The sequence below is a fragment of the Bacillus sp. AFS040349 genome (assembly GCF_002577655.1).
Taxonomy (GTDB): Bacteria; Bacillota; Bacilli; order Bacillales; family Bacillaceae; genus Metabacillus.
The window spans coordinates 1-17,596 of sequence record NZ_NUMC01000071.1; the positions used below are offsets into that span (position 1 = coordinate 1).

The following is a 17,596-nucleotide window of genomic DNA, read 5'->3' on the forward strand; positions in this document are numbered from 1 at the left end:
GAGTTGATATAGCTCATAATTAAATCTTTTAAAACGTTGACGTTTCTGTTTTGTTTAGTTTTCAAAGAACTACTTTAGCTGATTACTTTATCAGCGACAAAAATTATTGTATCAAACATTTTCTTTGTTGTCAACTTCTATGAACCATTTTTCTTAGAAAGAAAAATTAATATCATATCTTGTAGCAACAAATATTATCTTACCATTTCACTTCGCAGAAGTCAATGGTGTTTTTAAATCTTTTTTGTCTTCATATCGCCTTAATTAACGACAAGTAATATCTTATCATCCATCATCACCTATGTCAACTTCCATGAAAACATTTATTTTATTATGATAGATACTCTTCATTATAAAAGATAATTAAATACATCAAATACTAATGAAGCAATTCTATATTCTTTGCTTGATTAAGACTGTTCCTCCTAGTGTCGAGAAAGTTTCATTTCTTGATTTTGATAACTGATTAAACTTTTCTTGCGTTTCTAGAACATCAACATTTATTCGATGTAAGCATTGAAAGGAGATGAAGAATATAATAAAATCAAGTTAACAGGAACACATGTTCTTAACTTGAATAATGGCGGTGATACATATGAAGGCATGGGAAGCAGCATATTTAGCTGGTATTATCGATGGTGAGGGATCAATCACACTAACTAGAATTCATAAAAATGAACATCGGAGACCTTGTATTACAATTGCATCCACAGACAAAGAACTATTAATTTACACTAAATCTTTGACTGGAGAAATTATTAGCAATAAAAAAAATTATAATCCTGAAAAACATAAGGATTCTTTTACTTTAAACATAAAGAAAAAAGAAAAGGTTATTAGTATACTTACCCTTGTTTTACCGTATTTAAGAGTCCCTTTAAAAAGAAAACGTGCACTATAGATTATAGATCACTACGATAATGTCACAATTAGAAACGGTAAATACAGTAAGGAGCGTTTAGAACAAAAGTTAGCTTTTGAAAAAGCATTTTTTGAAAACTGATTAAAAGACAAAATAAAAACCACCAAATTTGTATTTGGTGGAGACGGTGGGACATGCTATTCCATGCTTTCGTCATGGCACTGACTATATCTTGAACCTCTTTAAGGTCCTTCGGCGTCTTATACGAAAAGTAGATTTACCTGAGTTTCAGGCAGATTTTCGTATCCTAGTACTACCAAATACTTGATAGCCTATAAGTCGATACACGGCTGTTGGATTACTCCACATACCGCTCGGCATTGCCCTATCACAATGAGTGACTTAGGTTTCACCGATAAAGCCGAATTTTCACTTATGTGTTACCACATAAGGCGACTAATACTTAATCGAACCCACGTCCAGACATATCGGCACTTAAGCGTCTACGAGCGTAGTCGATATATTCGCGGTTTCGCTAACTCATATGCCTATCGACAGGCGTCAGAGCAGCTAGTCTGATTGGTCTCTTCCATCATCCCCAGACGGAGGAATTAGGCGTAGTCCACTAAGAGTGAGTCCCTTACCCTACCACATGGACGATGGAGGGAGGAACAGCTAAGCAGTTATTAAGCTGCTAAAGCTAAGTTATTGTTAGATTTGCCAGTTATTATTGGCGTGACGTTTTTACGAAGACGATCCCTTCGGCCCGCAACCTAAGCTCGAACTACCCCTGTCGAATCCGTAACGTCCCCATGTAAGCCGTATATACCAGCTAGGGAATACGGGAAGTTTAAAGATAGGTAAGCTTAATTGCTTATTAAGTTTTTAAAAAGTAAGTTGACTGTCTTACAAAACTTATTATATCAGACTGGCTCAAAAATGCAATTGTAAGGTTTTCCCACTACATTTTTTGACGTTCTCTAAAGGCACGTTCGATATCACGCTTTGCTTCCTTCTTCTTCAGATCTTCACGTTTATCGTATTTCTTTTTCCCTTTACCAAGACCGATTAGCACCTTTGCATAACCATTTTTCAGATACATCTTTAAAGGAACAAGGGCATAACCTTCTTCTTTGGTTGCACCAATTAGTTTCACAATCTCACGCTTATGAAGTAATAGCTTCCTTTGTCTTAGTGGATCGTGATTATAGCGATTTCCTTGTTCATACGGGCTAACGTGCATGTTCAATAGAAATACTTCTCCACGATCGATACGTGCATAGGAATCCTTTAAGTTTACACGTCCATTACGAATTGATTTAATTTCCGTACCTTGAAGGACAATGCCAGCTTCAAATGTTTCTTCTATTGAATAGTCATGATTTGCTTTTTTGTTTTGGGCGACTACTTTTCCCATACCTTTTGGCATTGTGTTCACTCCCCTCGATCTAGCGATACGTTCTATTTTAGCAAAAATTGGACTGTAACTCAATAAATAGAGCTAAAGAGAGACTGACACTAAGGATTGTCAGTCCCTTCAGATCATTAGCGTTTTTTCTTACGTTTTGCTTTTGGTGCATTTTCAAAGTGCTTTTTCTTCTTTTTACGAGGAGGACGTGTTGACCATTCGCCATCTTTGTCATTTCCACGTGTTTTGCTGTTATTACCGCCGCCACGACCATTGGAATCTTTTCTTCCTTTACCAGCAATGATGACTTTTGGTTTGTCTTTTTCAGGACGTCTTCTTGTCCCTTTCATACCAACAATTTCGAAATCAATAGCGCGCTCGTCTTTGTTTACATTTACTACACGTACAGTAATTTCGTCACCAATTCTGTAGACATTACCAGTACGTTCACCAATCATCGCATAATGTTGCTCATCATACCGGTAATAATCATCTGTCATATAGCTGACGTGAATAAGACCTTCTATTGTATTTGGAAGTTCCACGAACATACCGAAGTTTGTAACAGAACTGATCATACCGTCATATTCTTCGCCAATTTTATCAAGCATGTACTCCGCTTTTTTCAGTTCATCTGTTTCACGCTCTGCCTCTACCGCTCTTCGTTCCATGTTGGAGGATTGTTCAGCGATCACAGGTAAGCTTTCCGCCCAATGTGCACGAGTTTCTTCATCAACTTTTCCTTCTATTAGATATGTGCGGATTAAACGATGCACAATTAAATCAGGATAACGACGAATTGGTGATGTAAAATGTGTGTAAAACTCCGTAGCTAGTCCAAAGTGACCTAAGCTTTCTGGATCGTATTTCGCCTGTTTCATTGAACGGAGCATAACTGTTGAGATAACTGTTTCTTCTGGTTTACCCTGTACTTCTTCTAAAATATCTTGCAATGCTCTTGGATGAATTTCATTTCCTGCACCCTTTACTGAGTACCCAAAATTCGTAATGAACTGAAGAAATTTTTGTAGTTTTTCAGCATTTGGATCTTCATGAATTCGATATATAAACGGTACATTCATCCAATGGAAGTGCTCTGCTACTGTTTCATTGGCAAGCAGCATAAACTCTTCAATAAGACGCTCTGCTACTGAGCGTTCGCGAATCACAACTTCCGTTGGCTTTCCTTCTTTGTCGACAAGCACCTTTGCTTCTTTAAAATCAAAGTCAATGGCACCACGCTCCATACGCTTTTGGCGCAGTACTGCTGCAAGCTCACCCATTTGTTCAAACATTGGAATAAGACTTTCATATTTTTTTAGAAGCTCTTCATCGCGGTCTTCTAAAATTTTATTTACATCAGAGTACGTCATACGCTCTGTTGTTTTTATCACACTCTGGAAAATTTCATGTTTAACAACTGTTCCTTTTTCATCGATTTCCATCTCACAAGAAAGTGTTAAACGATCCACTTTAGGATTTAAAGAACAAATTCCATTTGATAAACGATGTGGAATCATTGGAATCACACGGTCAACAAGATACACACTTGTTGCGCGGTCTAATGCTTCGCGATCAATTGGTGATTGCTCTGTTACATAATGACTAACATCAGCGATATGAACACCCAGCTTATAGTGGCCATTATCTAACTTTGTTACTGTAACTGCGTCATCTAAATCTTTTGCATCGGCTCCATCAATTGTAACAATTGTTTCGTTCCTTAAATCACGTCTGTCTTTAAGATCTTCTTCTTTTATCGTCTCCGGAACATCGTTTGCTTGCTCAAGTGCTTCGACTGGGAATGGGCCAGGTAATCCGTGCTTATGAATAACAGATAAAATATCAACACCAGGATCATTTTTATGACCGAGAATGTCAATAACTTCCCCTTCTGCACTCATGCGTCCTTCAGGATAAGTTGTTAATTTCACAACAACCTTATGTCCCTCAACAGCACCCTTTGATGCATTTTTTGGAATAAAAATATCATTAGCGATTTTTTTATCATCCGGAACAACAAAACCGAAATTTTTGCTTTCCGTATAAGTACCAACAACCTCTGTTATTCCACGCTCTAAAATACGGACAATCGTTCCTTCTTGTCTTGTCCCACCTGTGCTTGCACTGACTCTGACCATAACAACATCACCGTGCATAGCCGTTTTCAATTCAGTAGGTGGTATAAAGATATCATCTAAAGCAGTGTCCTCAGGGTCAACAAAAGCAAATCCTTTTGAGTGACCAATTAGCTTCCCTTTAATTAAATTCATTTTTTCTGGCAACCCGTAACGGTTGCTTCTTGTTCTTACAACGAGGCCCTGATCCTCCATAACAACTAATGCTTTCACAAAGTCTTTAAACTCCGTTGAATCCTCTATTCCAAATGCTTGCTCAAGCTCTTGAACAGTTAGGGGCTTATAAGCTTCCTCTTTCATAAACGAAAGCAGCTTATCAATATGTACTTGAATTTCTTGATCCATTTTCATCCTCCTTTTCTCGTTCTAAAAAAACCTTACCAATCAAGGCTTTCTAAAAATTGATACACATCCTCATGGAGTTGATCACGTTCTTTATCAAGTGTTAACACATGTCCAGACTCTTCGTACCACTTTATTTGCTTATGATCATTTTCTACTTCATTGTAGATGATGTTTGCACTGTCAGTGTTAATCATATGATCATGTCTACCTTGTGCCACAAACGTTGGCGAATAGATCATGTCTACATTATTTCGGACATCTGCAATTAACTCTTGTAAGGCTTTTAATGTATTCATTGGAGTCTTCTCAAACTCCTTCATCTCTTCTTCTATTTCCTCAGGAGACTTCCCTTCAAACTTTTTATAATTTCTCGCGTACTCGAGAACTCCTTGATACATAACTTCCTCACTTTTAATGTACATTGGTGCACACATTGGGACAATTCCCTTTACAGGTAAAGTGTAACCCAATTTTAATGAGAAAACTCCACCAAGTGATAATCCCCCAACAGCTATGTCCTCAAAACCCATATTTTTCAAATGTTCATACCCTTCTTGTACGTCCTTCCACCAATCTTCAGGCCCTGTATGAACGAGCTCCTCTGGCGGTACACCATGGCCTTTATACTGTGGTGCATGACATGTATAGCCTTTTTCACTAAGAAAGCGTGCCAGCATTCGAACATCCGCTGTGTTCCCTGTAAATCCATGTAATAATAAAACAGCTCTATCGCCGCCTTCAAATGTAAACGGCTTTGGTAAAACTCTTTTCATTCTTACTACTCCTTACTATCTTTTATTTAGTTTATCCCATAAATGCCATCAGTATTACTAAACTAACATTAAGCTATGTATTCTTTACACTTCTATTTAATCAAACACTTTAGCTCTTGAACAATTGTTTGCTTAGTAGCATCTAGCCCCAAACAAAAAAGAGCCTGTTTCTACAGACCCTTTACTTATTATTTATTGAACTACATATGCTACTAAAACAGTTAAAACAAAGAATAAAACAGAAAGTACGACTGTGGCACGGTGTAAAACTAAGTCTAGACCACGAGCTTTTTGTTTTCCAAAAAGCTGCTCCGCTCCACCAGAGATTGCCCCTGATAACCCTGCGCTTTTACCAGATTGTAATAACACAACTGTAATTAAAGCAACTGAAACGATAACAAGTAGAATAATTAATGCTGTATGCATGAGTTGACACCTCCTGAAATGCGCACAAATAGATAGTTTAAATGTACCATACTTCTTTTTGATTCACAATAAAACATTCATCTGTATATGTTTTTTTCTTAGCAAAACGAAATGTTACTTCCCCGTTAATCATTGATGCAAATGGGGATGTACGGTAAATGTACTTACGTTTCTGTATATGAGCAAAGTGTAAAGCACGCAGAAGGAGGACTTTTTACAGATTTTTTTGTTAAGGCTAACTAGTAATTTCGTGGGTTAACCACGAATATGGGTGGTTATCCGCGATGATGGAGCTTTTATCCGCGATTATTGGAATTTATCCGCGGTGATGGAGCCTTTATCCGCGATTATCGGAATTTATCCGCGGTGATGGAGCTTTTATCCGCGATTCAACTAATTTCGTCCATCGTTACTGACGCTTCCCATTTTCCAGATTGTCCAAGAAATAGATTCTATTTTTATTTTGCCCTGTACTCCTCAAATTCATAGTCTGAAACAGTCTAGTAGCAGTGTCAGAAGAATGTAACTTCAAAAACTCTCTTAGTTCCCTATTAGAAATTGTTGTCTTAATTAAAAGTTGATAATCTTCAACCGCCTTAATATGAGCATGTTTATCTTTTGCCCTGCAACTGGGACAAAACCAATTCCCTTTAACACGTTCCATTGGAAGTGCAGCACATTTAGGACAAAAGACACCTTTAAGAAGGTTACTTTCTATTAAATTAAATTTTTCTAGAATGGAGGAGTCTCCTTCTGTATGTTTTTTTAGTAATAATTTAAATATCTTTTTTAAAGCTTTTTCTTCTAATTGGTTTGTGGTTTTGGATTTTTCTAATTGAAGTATTTTAGTAGGTAACTCTTCTTTGTGGATCACTTTGTGGTGAATATGACGTTCATCTGGGGACGTGGTTATAATTGTGTAGGGATTACTAATAACGACTAATGATTGTATTTCTAATTTTTCTAATTTGTTGATACACAACCATTCTTTTAAGTTAGACTTTTGACGTTCAAGCTGAGTCAATGGATAAGCATAGGCAATCTCTTTCCCGTCTTTTGTTTGAATAAGTTGTTTAAATTTAGGATCAAAATAAATAGTTCCGGAGAAATTCTTTATCTCGAGGATAATCGCCATTTTGTTAGTGAAAATTAACGTGTCCATTTGAAAGAAATGTTTGTCTGTTTTTAATCTTAAATGGTGAAAAACAAAGTAGTTTTTTTCATCAAGGTAGCTGAGCGGATAGTCAATGGACTGCTCCCCTTTATAACCAGCCATTCTCTTGTTGTACTCTTCAGTAATGATCGGCAAAGTTGGATGGTATTCGGGTATCCGTGGAAGTAACGCTTCTAATTGAACGATAATACGGGGCTTTTCACGGTGTTTTATGATCATTTTTTCACTCCATATGTAGTTTTGATGTATGTATTCAATATTTTTTGAGAAAATCCTTCTAGTTCCGGGTAAAAAATCTGTTTATCCGCTATTTCAAGGGGCTTTCCGCGATTCTGGGCTTTTATCCGTGATTCCAAGAGGCTTATCCTCGGTTCTGGGCTTTTATCCGCGATTTCAAGAGTCTTATCCTCGGTTCTGGGCTTTTATCCGTGATTAGACAATTTCAGACAAAAACCGAGCTCCTTCCTTTGCCAGCTTCCACATTCCAGTACGAAGCCTCACGAGCAAAACAGGTTTCGCGCATGCAGTACAGATTATGGTACCCAAAGTTTCCCGCACTCCCTATCTTTCATACACCACAAAAAAACTGCCGCACCACGCGGCAGTTCTCCAACTCAACTTAAATTATTTCTTTAAGTTATAGAAAGTTTTAATTCCATCGTATCTTGAAGCGTCTTGTAATTGATCTTCGATACGTAGTAATTGGTTGTACTTCGCAACACGGTCAGTACGTGATGGAGCACCAGTTTTAATTTGACCAGCGTTTGTTGCAACTGCGATGTCAGCAATTGTTGTATCTTCAGTTTCACCAGAACGGTGAGAGATTACTGCTGTGTAACCAGCGCGTTTAGCCATTTCGATTGCTTCGAATGTTTCAGTAAGTGTACCGATTTGGTTAACTTTGATAAGGATTGAGTTACCGATTCCTTTTTCAATACCTTCAGCAAGTTTTTTCGTGTTTGTAACGAATAAGTCATCACCAACAAGTTGAACTTTACCGCCAAGGCGTTCAGTTAATAGTTTGTGACCTTCCCAGTCGTTTTCATCTAAACCGTCTTCGATTGAGATGATTGGGTATTTAGAAGCCATTTCTTCGTACCAGTCAACCATTCCAGCAGAAGTTTTTACAACACCTTCTCCTGAAAGATGGTATTTACCGTCTTCTTTGTTGTAGAACTCAGAAGAAGCAGCATCCATAGCAAGCATTACTTGCTCACCTGGTTTGTAACCAGCTTTTTCAATTGCTTCGATAATTGTTTGAAGAGCTTCTTCGTTTGATCCTAAGTTAGGAGCGAATCCACCTTCATCACCTACAGCTGTGTTAAGACCTTTAGCAGAAAGAACTGACTTTAAGCTGTGGAAAATTTCAGCACCCATACGTAATGCTTCACGGAAGTTTTCAGCACCTACAGGCATAACCATGAATTCTTGAATGTCAACGTTGTTATCAGCATGCTCTCCACCGTTAACGATGTTCATCATTGGTACTGGAAGAGTTTTCGCGCTGAATCCGCCAAGGTATTGGTATAAAGGAACTTGTAGGTAATCTGCAGCAGCACGAGCAGCAGCCATAGATACACCAAGGATTGCGTTAGCACCTAATTTACCTTTGTTTTCTGTACCATCAAGCTCGATTAATGCTTGGTCGATAGCGATTTGCTCAGTTACGTCAAAACCAAGTAATTCTGGAGCGATTAATTCGTTTACGTTTTTCACAGCTTGAAGAACACCTTTTCCAAGGTAACGTTCTTTGTCACCGTCACGAAGCTCAACTGCTTCATATTCACCAGTTGAAGCACCACTTGGTACTAATGTGCGTCCCATACCGCCTGATTCTGTGTGTACTTCTACTTCTATTGTTGGGTTACCACGAGAGTCTAATACTTCACGAGCATATACGTCTACAATGTATGGCATATTGTTTAATCTCCTTTTTTATAAAGAATTTTTTAGTTTGATTTAGTTCTGCCTTTTCATCAATCCATTGTTTGATATCGGAGGTCAGAGGCCGGATTTGAGGCATTCGGAGAAACAACCGATTGCTTTATTTAAAATTACTTTTTAATTAGTGTTGTTCCAGTCATTTCAGCAGGCTTTTCTACATTAAGTAGATCTAGCATTGTTGGTGCTAGGTCACCTAAAATACCATCTTCACGAAGTGTAACTCCCTCTTGTGTCACAATGACAGGTACAGGGTTTGTTGTGTGAGCTGTCATTGGCTCACCGTCTAATGTTACGACTTCATCTGAGTTACCATGGTCAGCTGTGATGATCGCTTTACCGCCTTTTGCAACAATAGCGTCCACAATTTTTCCTAGGCACTCATCAACTGTTTCGATTGCCTTGATTGTAGGTTCAAGCATTCCGGAGTGCCCAACCATATCAGGGTTTGCGAAGTTTAAAAGTATTGCATCAAATTTGTCAGCTGCAATTTCGCCAAGTAACGCGTCCGTTACTTCGTAGGCGCTCATTTCAGGCTTGAGATCATATGTTGCAACCTTCGGAGAATCAATTAAGATTCTTTCTTCGCCTGGAAACTTCTCTTCACGTCCGCCACTCATAAAGAATGTTACGTGAGGATATTTTTCCGTTTCAGCAATTCGAAGTTGAGTTAGATTATTTTGAGATAATACTTCACCGAGCGTATTATCAAGATTAGTTGGCTTGAATGCCACATATCCGTCGACTGTTTCACTAAAGTGTGTTAAACACACAAAGTGTAGGTTTTTCGGATGATTTTCACCACGATCAAATGAACGGAAATCTTCATTTGTGAACGTGTTGGAAATTTGAATCGCACGGTCAGGGCGGAAATTATAGAAAATCACCGCATCATTGTCTTCAATCGTTGCAACTGGTGAACCGTCTTCTTTTGTCATAACAGATGGAATGACGAATTCGTCAAAAATTCCATTGTTATAAGAATCGGCAACAAGCTCATCTGGTGTGCTGTAAGTTGGGCCTTCACCGTATACCATGGCACGGTAAGACTTTTCAACACGATCCCAACGCTTATCGCGGTCCATAGAGTAGTAACGTCCAGATAATGTCGCAATTTCCCCGACACCGTATTCTTTGATTTTTTCTTGAAGTTCATCCAAGTAAACTTTTGCCGTTTTTGGACCAACGTCACGACCATCTAAGAAGCCATGAATGTAAACATTATTTACGCCTTCATCTGCTGCAAGCTTTAAAAGGGCATATAAATGTTGAATATGGCTATGAACGCCACCGTCAGATAGCAAACCGAATAAGTGAAGATTTTTACCTGTGTTTTTCACATGATTAATAGCTTCAACAAACGTGTCGTTTTTTGCAAACTCACCTTCGCGAATTGCTACGTTTACACGTGTTAAGCTTTGGTACACAATACGACCTGCACCAATATTTAAGTGACCTACTTCAGAGTTCCCCATTTGACCTTCTGGAAGACCTACTGCCTCACCTGAAGCGATTAATTGAGCATGAGGATATTGATTCCAAAAGCGATCAAAGTTAGGCTTTTTCGCTTGTGCAACAGCATTACCTTTCGTTTCTTGGCGGCAAGCAAAGCCGTCAAGAATAATTAGTGCAACTGGTGCTTTACTCATTTTTGCTACCCTCCAAAAGTTGAAGGAAAGATTGAGCTTCTAAGCTAGCTCCACCTACTAATGCACCATCAATATCAGATTGTGCCATATATTCTTTGATGTTAGCAGGCTTTACGCTACCGCCGTATTGAATACGAACTGCTTGTGCAACGTCAGAAGAGAATTGCTCTGCAATCACTTGACGAATGTGAGCACATACTTCGTTAGCATCCTCAGCAGAAGAAGATTTTCCTGTTCCGATTGCCCAGATTGGCTCATACGCAACAACAGTTTGTTTTACTTGATCTTCTGATAAACCTTGTAAAGCTTTCTTTACTTGGTCTCCTACTAGATCATTTGTTTTTCCTGCTTCACGCTCTTCTAATGTTTCACCACAACAAACGATTGGCGTTAAACCATGCTGGAATGCAGCTAGAGTCTTTTTGTTTACTGTTTCATCTGTTTCAGCAAACATTTCTCTACGCTCAGAGTGACCTAAGATCACATAGCTTACACCAAGATCTTTTAGTGCTACTGGGCTAATTTCGCCAGTGAAAGCTCCATTTTCTTCAAAGTGCATATTTTGTGCACCTACTTTTAGGTCACTGCCTTCTGTTGAAGCTACAAGGCTTTCTAAAAATAGAGCTGGAGCACAAACTACTGAGTCAACGTTTTCAGCAGAAGGCACTAGACTTTTTACTTCCTCTACAAAGCTTTTTGCTTCTGAAGAAACTTTGTTCATTTTCCAGTTACCTGCGATAATTGGTTTTCTCATTCTTTACACCGTCCTCTTCCGAGTGCAATTTTTCAGCAGAATAGATGTCGCGACAAATCTACATTTGCGAAAAACGCATTCGATTTTTATTTATCGTTTAATGCTACAACACCTGGAAGCTCTTTACCTTCCATGAATTCTAGAGAAGCTCCACCACCAGTAGAAATGTGGCTCATTTTATCAGCCAAATTGAACTTTTCTACAGCGGCAGCTGAATCTCCTCCTCCAATTACGGAATATGTATCATTTGCTTCAGCTAATGCTTCTGCAACTGCTTTTGTACCACCAGCGAATGCTTCTAATTCGAATACACCCATTGGTCCGTTCCAGATAACAAGCTTAGAGTTTTTAATAACGTCAGCGTAAATTTCACGAGTTTTTGGACCTGCATCAAGACCTTCCCAATCACTTGGAATGCTGTCGATTGATACGATTTGAGTGTTTGCATCGTTTGAGAAATCATCAGCAACAACTACGTCTACAGGCATGTAGAAGTTTACGCCTTTTTCTTTTGCTTGATCAAGATATGATTTCGCTAAATCAATTTTGTCTTCTTCAAGCAATGATTTACCCACATCATGGCCTAAAGCTTTAATGAATGTGTAAGCTAGTCCACCACCGATAATTAAGTTGTCTACTTTATTAAGCAGGTTATCTATTACACCGATTTTGTCTTTAACTTTTGCTCCACCGATGATTGCAGTAAATGGGCGCTCTGGGTTTGATAAAGCTTTACCAAGAACTTCAAGCTCTTTTTCCATTAAGAAACCTGCAACAGCTGGAATATGTTTAGCGATACCTTCAGTTGAAGCATGCGCACGGTGTGCTGCTCCGAATGCATCGTTCACATAAATGTCAGCTAATTCAGCAAAAGCTTTCGCTAATTCTGGATCGTTTTTCTCTTCACCAGGATAGAAACGAACGTTTTCTACTAATAGAAGTCCGCCTTCTTCTAATTTTGCGATTTCAGCTTTAACAGTTTCTCCGTATGCTTCATCTGTTTTCACAACATTTTTACCAGAAAGCTCTTGTAGTTTTTCAGCTACTGCGTTTAAACGAAGCTCTTCTACTACTTCACCTTTTGGACGACCTAAATGGCTCGCTAAAACAACTTTAGCACCTTGCTCACTTAAGTATTGGATTGTTGGTAAAGCCGCACGAATACGTGTTTCGTCTGTTACTTGTCCATCCTTCATCGGTACGTTGAAATCAACGCGACAAAAGACGACTTTTCCTTTTACATCAATGTCTTTAACTGACTTTTTGTTCATGGAAAGCCCTCCTAATTTGAAATGCGGAAGCGCCTCGTTCAGGCCCGACAAGCACAAGACGAGCCTCACAGAAAGGTGTTCTTTACCTTTATGTGAGGATTGGCTTGTGACTCGAGGGTCTAGGCGCTGAAGCTAGACACCAAAACTAGTATAAAGCCTATTTTTCTAAAATAAAAGAGGAAAGGGGATACTCCCCTTTCCCCATTTGAGTATAGCTATAAAGTTTCGTTAACTCTTAAGAATTAAAGACCTTTAGAAGCAAGGTAGTCAGCAAGGTCAACTACGCGGTTAGAGTAACCACTTTCGTTGTCATACCAAGAGATAACTTTTACCATTTGGCCTTCCATTACCATTGTAGATAATGCGTCGATTGTTGAAGAGTGAGGGTTACCATTGTAGTCACCAGATACTAATGGCTCTTCGCTGTAAGCAAGGATTCCTTTAAGATCACCTTCAGCAGCTTCTTTAAGTGCTGCGTTTACTTCATCAACAGTTACTTCTTTGTCTAACTCAGCAACTAAGTCAACTAAAGAAACGTTTGGAGTTGGAACACGCATAGCTCCACCGTTTAATTTACCTTTTAATTCAGGTAATACTAGAGAAACAGCTTTTGCAGCACCAGTTGAAGTTGGGATGATGTTTTCAGCTGCCGCACGAGCACGACGGTAGTCTTTGTGTGGTAAATCTAAGATTTGTTGGTCATTTGTGTATGAGTGAACAGTTGTCATCATTCCACGTTTGATACCGAATTTATCATTTAATACTTTAGCAAATGGTGCTAAGCAGTTAGTTGTACAAGAAGCGTTAGAAATTACATCGTGGCTAGCTGCATCGTATTTGTCTTCGTTAACACCCATAACGATTGTAATATCTTCATCGCTTGCTGGAGCAGAGATGATTACTTTTTTAGCGCCTGCTTCTAAGTGTTTAGCAGCGTCAGCACGCTTAGTGAAGAAACCAGTAGATTCAACAACGATTTCAACACCTTGCTCACCCCAAGATAATTTCGCTGGGTCACGCTCAGCAGATACTTGGATTGTTTTTCCTTCAACTACTAAGTTGTTACCGTCAACAGAAACTTCTGCATCTAATTTTCCGTGAACAGTATCATATTTTAAAAGATGAGCTAACATGTTAGCATCTGTTAAGTCGTTAACTGCTACTACGTCAACGTTAGGATTTTTTAAAGCTGCACGGAATACATTACGACCAATACGACCAAAACCATTAATACCGATTTTTACTGCCATGATAAATTTCCTCCTTTAATTTCGTTCATGGTTATGTACCTTGAACACTTACATTAAGTTTGTTTCACCCACTTAAAGGGACAAAACATATATAATCAGGGATATTTAGTCCCTTATTAACTCATTTGCTGCCCCTTCATCAGTGATAAGGACAGAGTCTAACCCTTGTTTCATATAGGCCTTTATTGCCTTTGCTTTTGATGCACCACCTGCTACCGCGATAACATTAGGTACTTCATCAATATCATCAAGCTGAATTCCCACAGTTTGAACTTTATGGACAATTTCACCCTCTTGGTCAAAATAGTAGCCAAAAGCCTCTGCAACGGCATTTCCTTGCTCAATTTTAAGGAAATCCTTCTCCGGAGTTTTCCGGCGCTCTGCCATTGTTTTAGCGTCTCCTATTCCATGGATGACCATACTTGAGGATTTCAAAATCGCTAAAAGCTCTTTTATAGAGGGCTCCTCAATGATTGATTGATACGCTTCTTTACTTAGCTGATCTGGTACATGTAACAGCCGGTAATTTCCGCTTGCACGCTCTGCCATTTTTGCACAAATTGTGTTTGCTTGATTTTCCACTGTTTCCCCAAGTCCTCCACGTGCAGGGACGAATAACATTTCACGGTTTTTACTATCAGGTGTCATCATTTCTGCTACCGATGCGAGCGTTGTCCCACCAGTAACGGCGACGATATTTTTACCATTTAACCGCTCTTTTATACATGTCACACATGCTCTTCCCATTTCTTTTTTCACCCATGGAGATTGATCACTATCACCCGAAACTACAATGACTCTGTTTAATTGGAACTTCTCCTTTAATGTATTTTCCAAAGAAGATAATCCTAAAACATCTTTCATCATTTCTTCGAGATTAATAAGTAAAGAAGTGCCATCGTTTGTTAACGTCATACCTGATGTGTGGATCTCAATCAAATTCTGATCTTTTAAAAACTGAACTTCATTCCTTAGAATTCGTTCACTCAGGCCAAGACTAGTAGAGAGACTTCTGCGTCCAATCGGCTGCATTAATCGTATGTATTGAAGAATTTGATAGCGTTTTTGCATAACCGTTAACAGGTCAGGCAATAATTTTCTTTGTACTTCTATAAGTGATTTCATTTGCTATCCCTTTCTGAGTCGATATGGACCTATTTCGTCCCGCTATGACTTATTATGTCCCACCCACTCAAAAAAAAATCTCCCTGCTACAACTTTTATTTTAACAGGGTAAATTTGCATATTCAAGAAATGTTTATTGACTTTTTAAAGTAAGCGGTTTCTTATGGAATCTTTATCCAAAATACCATAAGAAACAACCTCATTATCTATTTCCACCACTGGAATCATGATTTGGAACTTTTCCAGCAGTACATCATCTTTGTAAATATCCACCACTTCATAGTGAAAATCCAATTCTTTTTTTAGTTCATGTATGATCGTTAACCCTTTCTCACATAATGAACAGTTCTCTTTTGAATAAAAGGTTATTTTCTTCATTTACTGCTGCACTTCCATTTCGATAATTGGTATTAATACTCTTTTCTTATTGCTGATGTTGGAATATTTAATTGCTCTCTATATTTTGTTACGGTTCTCCTTGAAATACTAATATCATACAAGGTTTTTAACTCATTGGCTATTTTTTGGTCTGAAAGAGGTTTTTTCTTGTTCTCTGAATCTATTAATTTTTTCAGCTTCATTTTCACTGAAGCTGAGGAGATATCTCCATTTTCTTCAGCTACCTTGTTCGTAAAAAATGTTTTCATCATCACTAAGCCATGTGGAGTTTGAATGAACTTATCCTTCACCGTCCGACTAACTGTTGATTCATGAATATCTAAAATATCAGCAACTTCCTTTAATGTTAAGGGTTTTAAATGACTTTTCCCATGAATAAAAAAATCTTGTTGCTTTTGAATGATCACTTTCATTACATTAATCATCGTTTCTTTTCGCTGCTCAATCGCTCTTTGCAACCATTTTCCTTGTGTTAATTTTTTGGAATAATAGCTTTGAGCTTCTTCATCCAGTGAAAAGGGACCACTGCATTCGATTGGCTTGCTTATGAGTAGCTGGGGAATTAATTCATCATTATAAAGTATTCGCCACTCTCCATTAATCTGCTTAATTGTCATATCGGGCTTTACATATGTGCAGTCATCTGACTCATACTTTAAGCCTGGACGCGGTTCTAACTGCTTAACCAGATCATGTATCTCTTGTATCTTACTAATCTTAATATTTAACTTTTTTGACAAATCTCTCCAAGACTTCTCGGCAAATGAACGAAAGTGCTCAGAGATCATTATTTCAGCTAACTCATTGCGAATAGGCAGACGCCTTAACTGTAATAAAATACATTCTTGTAGTGAACGGGCACCAATACCTGCAGGCTCAAGGCTTTGTAAGAAATATAGTTTACTCTCCAGTAACTCCTCACTAACACCCAACACACTAGACAAATCTGTAAGGGAGTCCTTTACATATCCATTTGAACCAATTGCCTGAATTAACAGCTCAAGGCAAGCACGATCGTTTTTATTTAAGGAAAAATCGATCAGCTGTTGACGCAAATGCTCTCGTAAACTTGTTTTTTCTCTTAATGTATTCTCTATAAAGGATTGTTTAGTAGAAGATGATGGTTTCTGACGAAATGGAGAACGATCGTTTTCTCTTACTTCAATAAGTGGATTTTCCATTGTAAGTTCTTGCACATATGATAGAAGATCATCTGAGGAATACTGCAATAACGAAATGGCTTGTTGCAATTCTTGAGTCATATTTAGTTTTAAGGCTTGATGTTGCACTAACTCTATTCTCATTAAAAATCCCCCTAACACATTCTACACTATGCCTTCAAAGAGTAAGCGCTTACAGTTTATTTTACTAATATTGTAGTCTCTATGACAAGTACTTTTATTAAACTGGAAATAAAAAACGATTCCTCACAGCATACTGTTGGTCTTTACATAGTATGTCGGGATTATAAAATCATACGTTTTTTTGTCAGGTTTGGCGCTTAAGGTAATAGCCCAAACCTGACAATTTCTAACGATCTATAATGGGAAAAGTCTTATTCTAGTGAATTTGCGATATTATCAAAGAAGTGAATACCTTTATTTGATACCTCTGCGTTTACCACGTTGCCAAGGTTTGTACGCTGGATTAACCCTTCTTCATACATCTCTTCACATATTTTTTCGAAATCTTCTGAGGTTAAATTGCACTCTTCGGCAGTAGGAATATTACCGTTTATTAGAGAAGATAAAATGGCTGCTTTTCCGTTTATTACATATAGGTCATCGTACATACTCACACCTCCTCGACTACATTATCAGTCAGTGGTGGAAACGATATACATGCTTGTAAAAATTTAAAGTTTATAGTTGGCATAACGAAAGAAGCCTCCTGAAATATCGTATTCAGGAGGCTTCTTTCATGTGACGCGCTCGGAGGGATTCGAACCCCCGGCAGACGTGGTACCGGAAACCACCGCTCTATCCGACTGAGCTACGAGCGCACATTAATATATCAGTATGGAAAATTATACGGGAACTTTAACTTAATTTCAACTGCCTTTTTCTGTGATTATTTCCAAC

General features: G+C 38.3%; 15 protein-coding genes, 1 tRNA gene and 1 other RNA gene. 1 reads left to right on the forward strand and 16 read right to left on the reverse strand.

All coding sequences use genetic code 11. From position 1 onward, the window contains the following. The first annotated feature begins 595 nt into the window (after positions 1-595). Positions 596-901, forward strand: coding sequence for an LAGLIDADG family homing endonuclease (locus tag COD11_RS15660; protein WP_231308264.1), 306 nt, complete (start codon positions 596-598; stop codon positions 899-901). 425 nt (positions 902-1,326) lie between these two features. Here the strand turns inward: COD11_RS15660 and ssrA are convergent. From ssrA to COD11_RS15740, 16 genes are all read right to left on the reverse strand, one after another. After that, positions 1,327-1,666, reverse strand: a transfer-messenger RNA (tmRNA) gene (ssrA, locus tag COD11_RS15665). A 157-nt stretch (positions 1,667-1,823) separates the two neighbouring features. After that, the gene (smpB, locus tag COD11_RS15670) at positions 1,824-2,291 is read right to left on the reverse strand and encodes an SsrA-binding protein SmpB (RefSeq protein ID WP_098797845.1); all 468 of its coding nucleotides are present in this window, start codon (positions 2,289-2,291) and stop codon (positions 1,824-1,826) included. Between the two features lie 116 nt (positions 2,292-2,407). Continuing rightward, positions 2,408-4,753 carry a ribonuclease R gene (rnr, locus tag COD11_RS15675; protein ID WP_098797846.1) on the reverse strand — a complete coding sequence of 782 codons (2,346 nt, stop codon included), beginning with the start codon at positions 4,751-4,753 and terminating at the stop codon, positions 2,408-2,410. A 32-nt stretch (positions 4,754-4,785) separates the two neighbouring features. Beyond that, positions 4,786-5,526, reverse strand: a complete 741-nt coding sequence (locus tag COD11_RS15680; RefSeq protein ID WP_098797847.1) for an alpha/beta hydrolase — start codon at positions 5,524-5,526, stop codon at positions 4,786-4,788. Between the two features lie 192 nt (positions 5,527-5,718). Then, positions 5,719-5,952, reverse strand: coding sequence for a preprotein translocase subunit SecG (gene secG, locus COD11_RS15685; RefSeq protein WP_098797848.1), 234 nt, complete (start codon positions 5,950-5,952; stop codon positions 5,719-5,721). Between the two features lie 409 nt (positions 5,953-6,361). Continuing rightward, positions 6,362-7,345 (reverse strand): nuclease-related domain-containing protein, encoded by a 984-nt coding sequence (locus COD11_RS15690; protein WP_098797849.1) that lies wholly within the window; start codon positions 7,343-7,345, stop codon positions 6,362-6,364. Between the two features lie 405 nt (positions 7,346-7,750). Further along, positions 7,751-9,043: a phosphopyruvate hydratase gene (gene eno / locus COD11_RS15695; protein WP_098797850.1), complete on the reverse strand. Its 1,293-nt coding sequence runs from the start codon at positions 9,041-9,043 to the stop codon at positions 7,751-7,753. 137 nt (positions 9,044-9,180) lie between these two features. Then, positions 9,181-10,716 (reverse strand): 2,3-bisphosphoglycerate-independent phosphoglycerate mutase, encoded by a 1,536-nt coding sequence (gpmI, locus tag COD11_RS15700; protein ID WP_098797851.1) that lies wholly within the window; start codon positions 10,714-10,716, stop codon positions 9,181-9,183. Next, the gene (gene tpiA / locus COD11_RS15705) at positions 10,709-11,470 is read right to left on the reverse strand and encodes a triose-phosphate isomerase (RefSeq protein WP_098797852.1); all 762 of its coding nucleotides are present in this window, start codon (positions 11,468-11,470) and stop codon (positions 10,709-10,711) included. The genes gpmI and tpiA overlap by 8 nt, the downstream gene beginning before the upstream one ends. 86 nt (positions 11,471-11,556) lie before the next feature. Then, positions 11,557-12,741 carry a phosphoglycerate kinase gene (locus COD11_RS15710; protein WP_098797853.1) on the reverse strand — a complete coding sequence of 395 codons (1,185 nt, stop codon included), beginning with the start codon at positions 12,739-12,741 and terminating at the stop codon, positions 11,557-11,559. 242 nt (positions 12,742-12,983) lie between these two features. Continuing rightward, entirely contained in the window at positions 12,984-13,991 is a 1,008-nt protein-coding gene (gene gap, locus COD11_RS15715) for a type I glyceraldehyde-3-phosphate dehydrogenase (protein WP_098797854.1), read from the reverse strand. Positions 13,992-14,096: 105 nt separating this feature from the next. Then, positions 14,097-15,116 carry a sugar-binding transcriptional regulator gene (locus COD11_RS15720; RefSeq protein ID WP_098797855.1) on the reverse strand — a complete coding sequence of 340 codons (1,020 nt, stop codon included), beginning with the start codon at positions 15,114-15,116 and terminating at the stop codon, positions 14,097-14,099. Between the two features lie 144 nt (positions 15,117-15,260). Further along, entirely contained in the window at positions 15,261-15,494 is a 234-nt protein-coding gene (locus COD11_RS15725) for a glutaredoxin family protein (protein WP_098797856.1), read from the reverse strand. 32 nt (positions 15,495-15,526) lie between these two features. Further along, a complete protein-coding gene (gene rpoN / locus COD11_RS15730; RefSeq protein WP_098797857.1) occupies positions 15,527-16,819 on the reverse strand; it encodes an RNA polymerase factor sigma-54 in 1,293 nt (430 codons plus the stop codon). 251 nt (positions 16,820-17,070) lie between these two features. Continuing rightward, positions 17,071-17,307, reverse strand: a complete 237-nt coding sequence (locus tag COD11_RS15735; protein WP_098797858.1) for a hypothetical protein — start codon at positions 17,305-17,307, stop codon at positions 17,071-17,073. A gap of 134 nt (positions 17,308-17,441) precedes the next feature. Next, positions 17,442-17,517 (reverse strand) — tRNA-Arg (locus COD11_RS15740). Positions 17,518-17,596 lie beyond the last annotated feature (79 nt).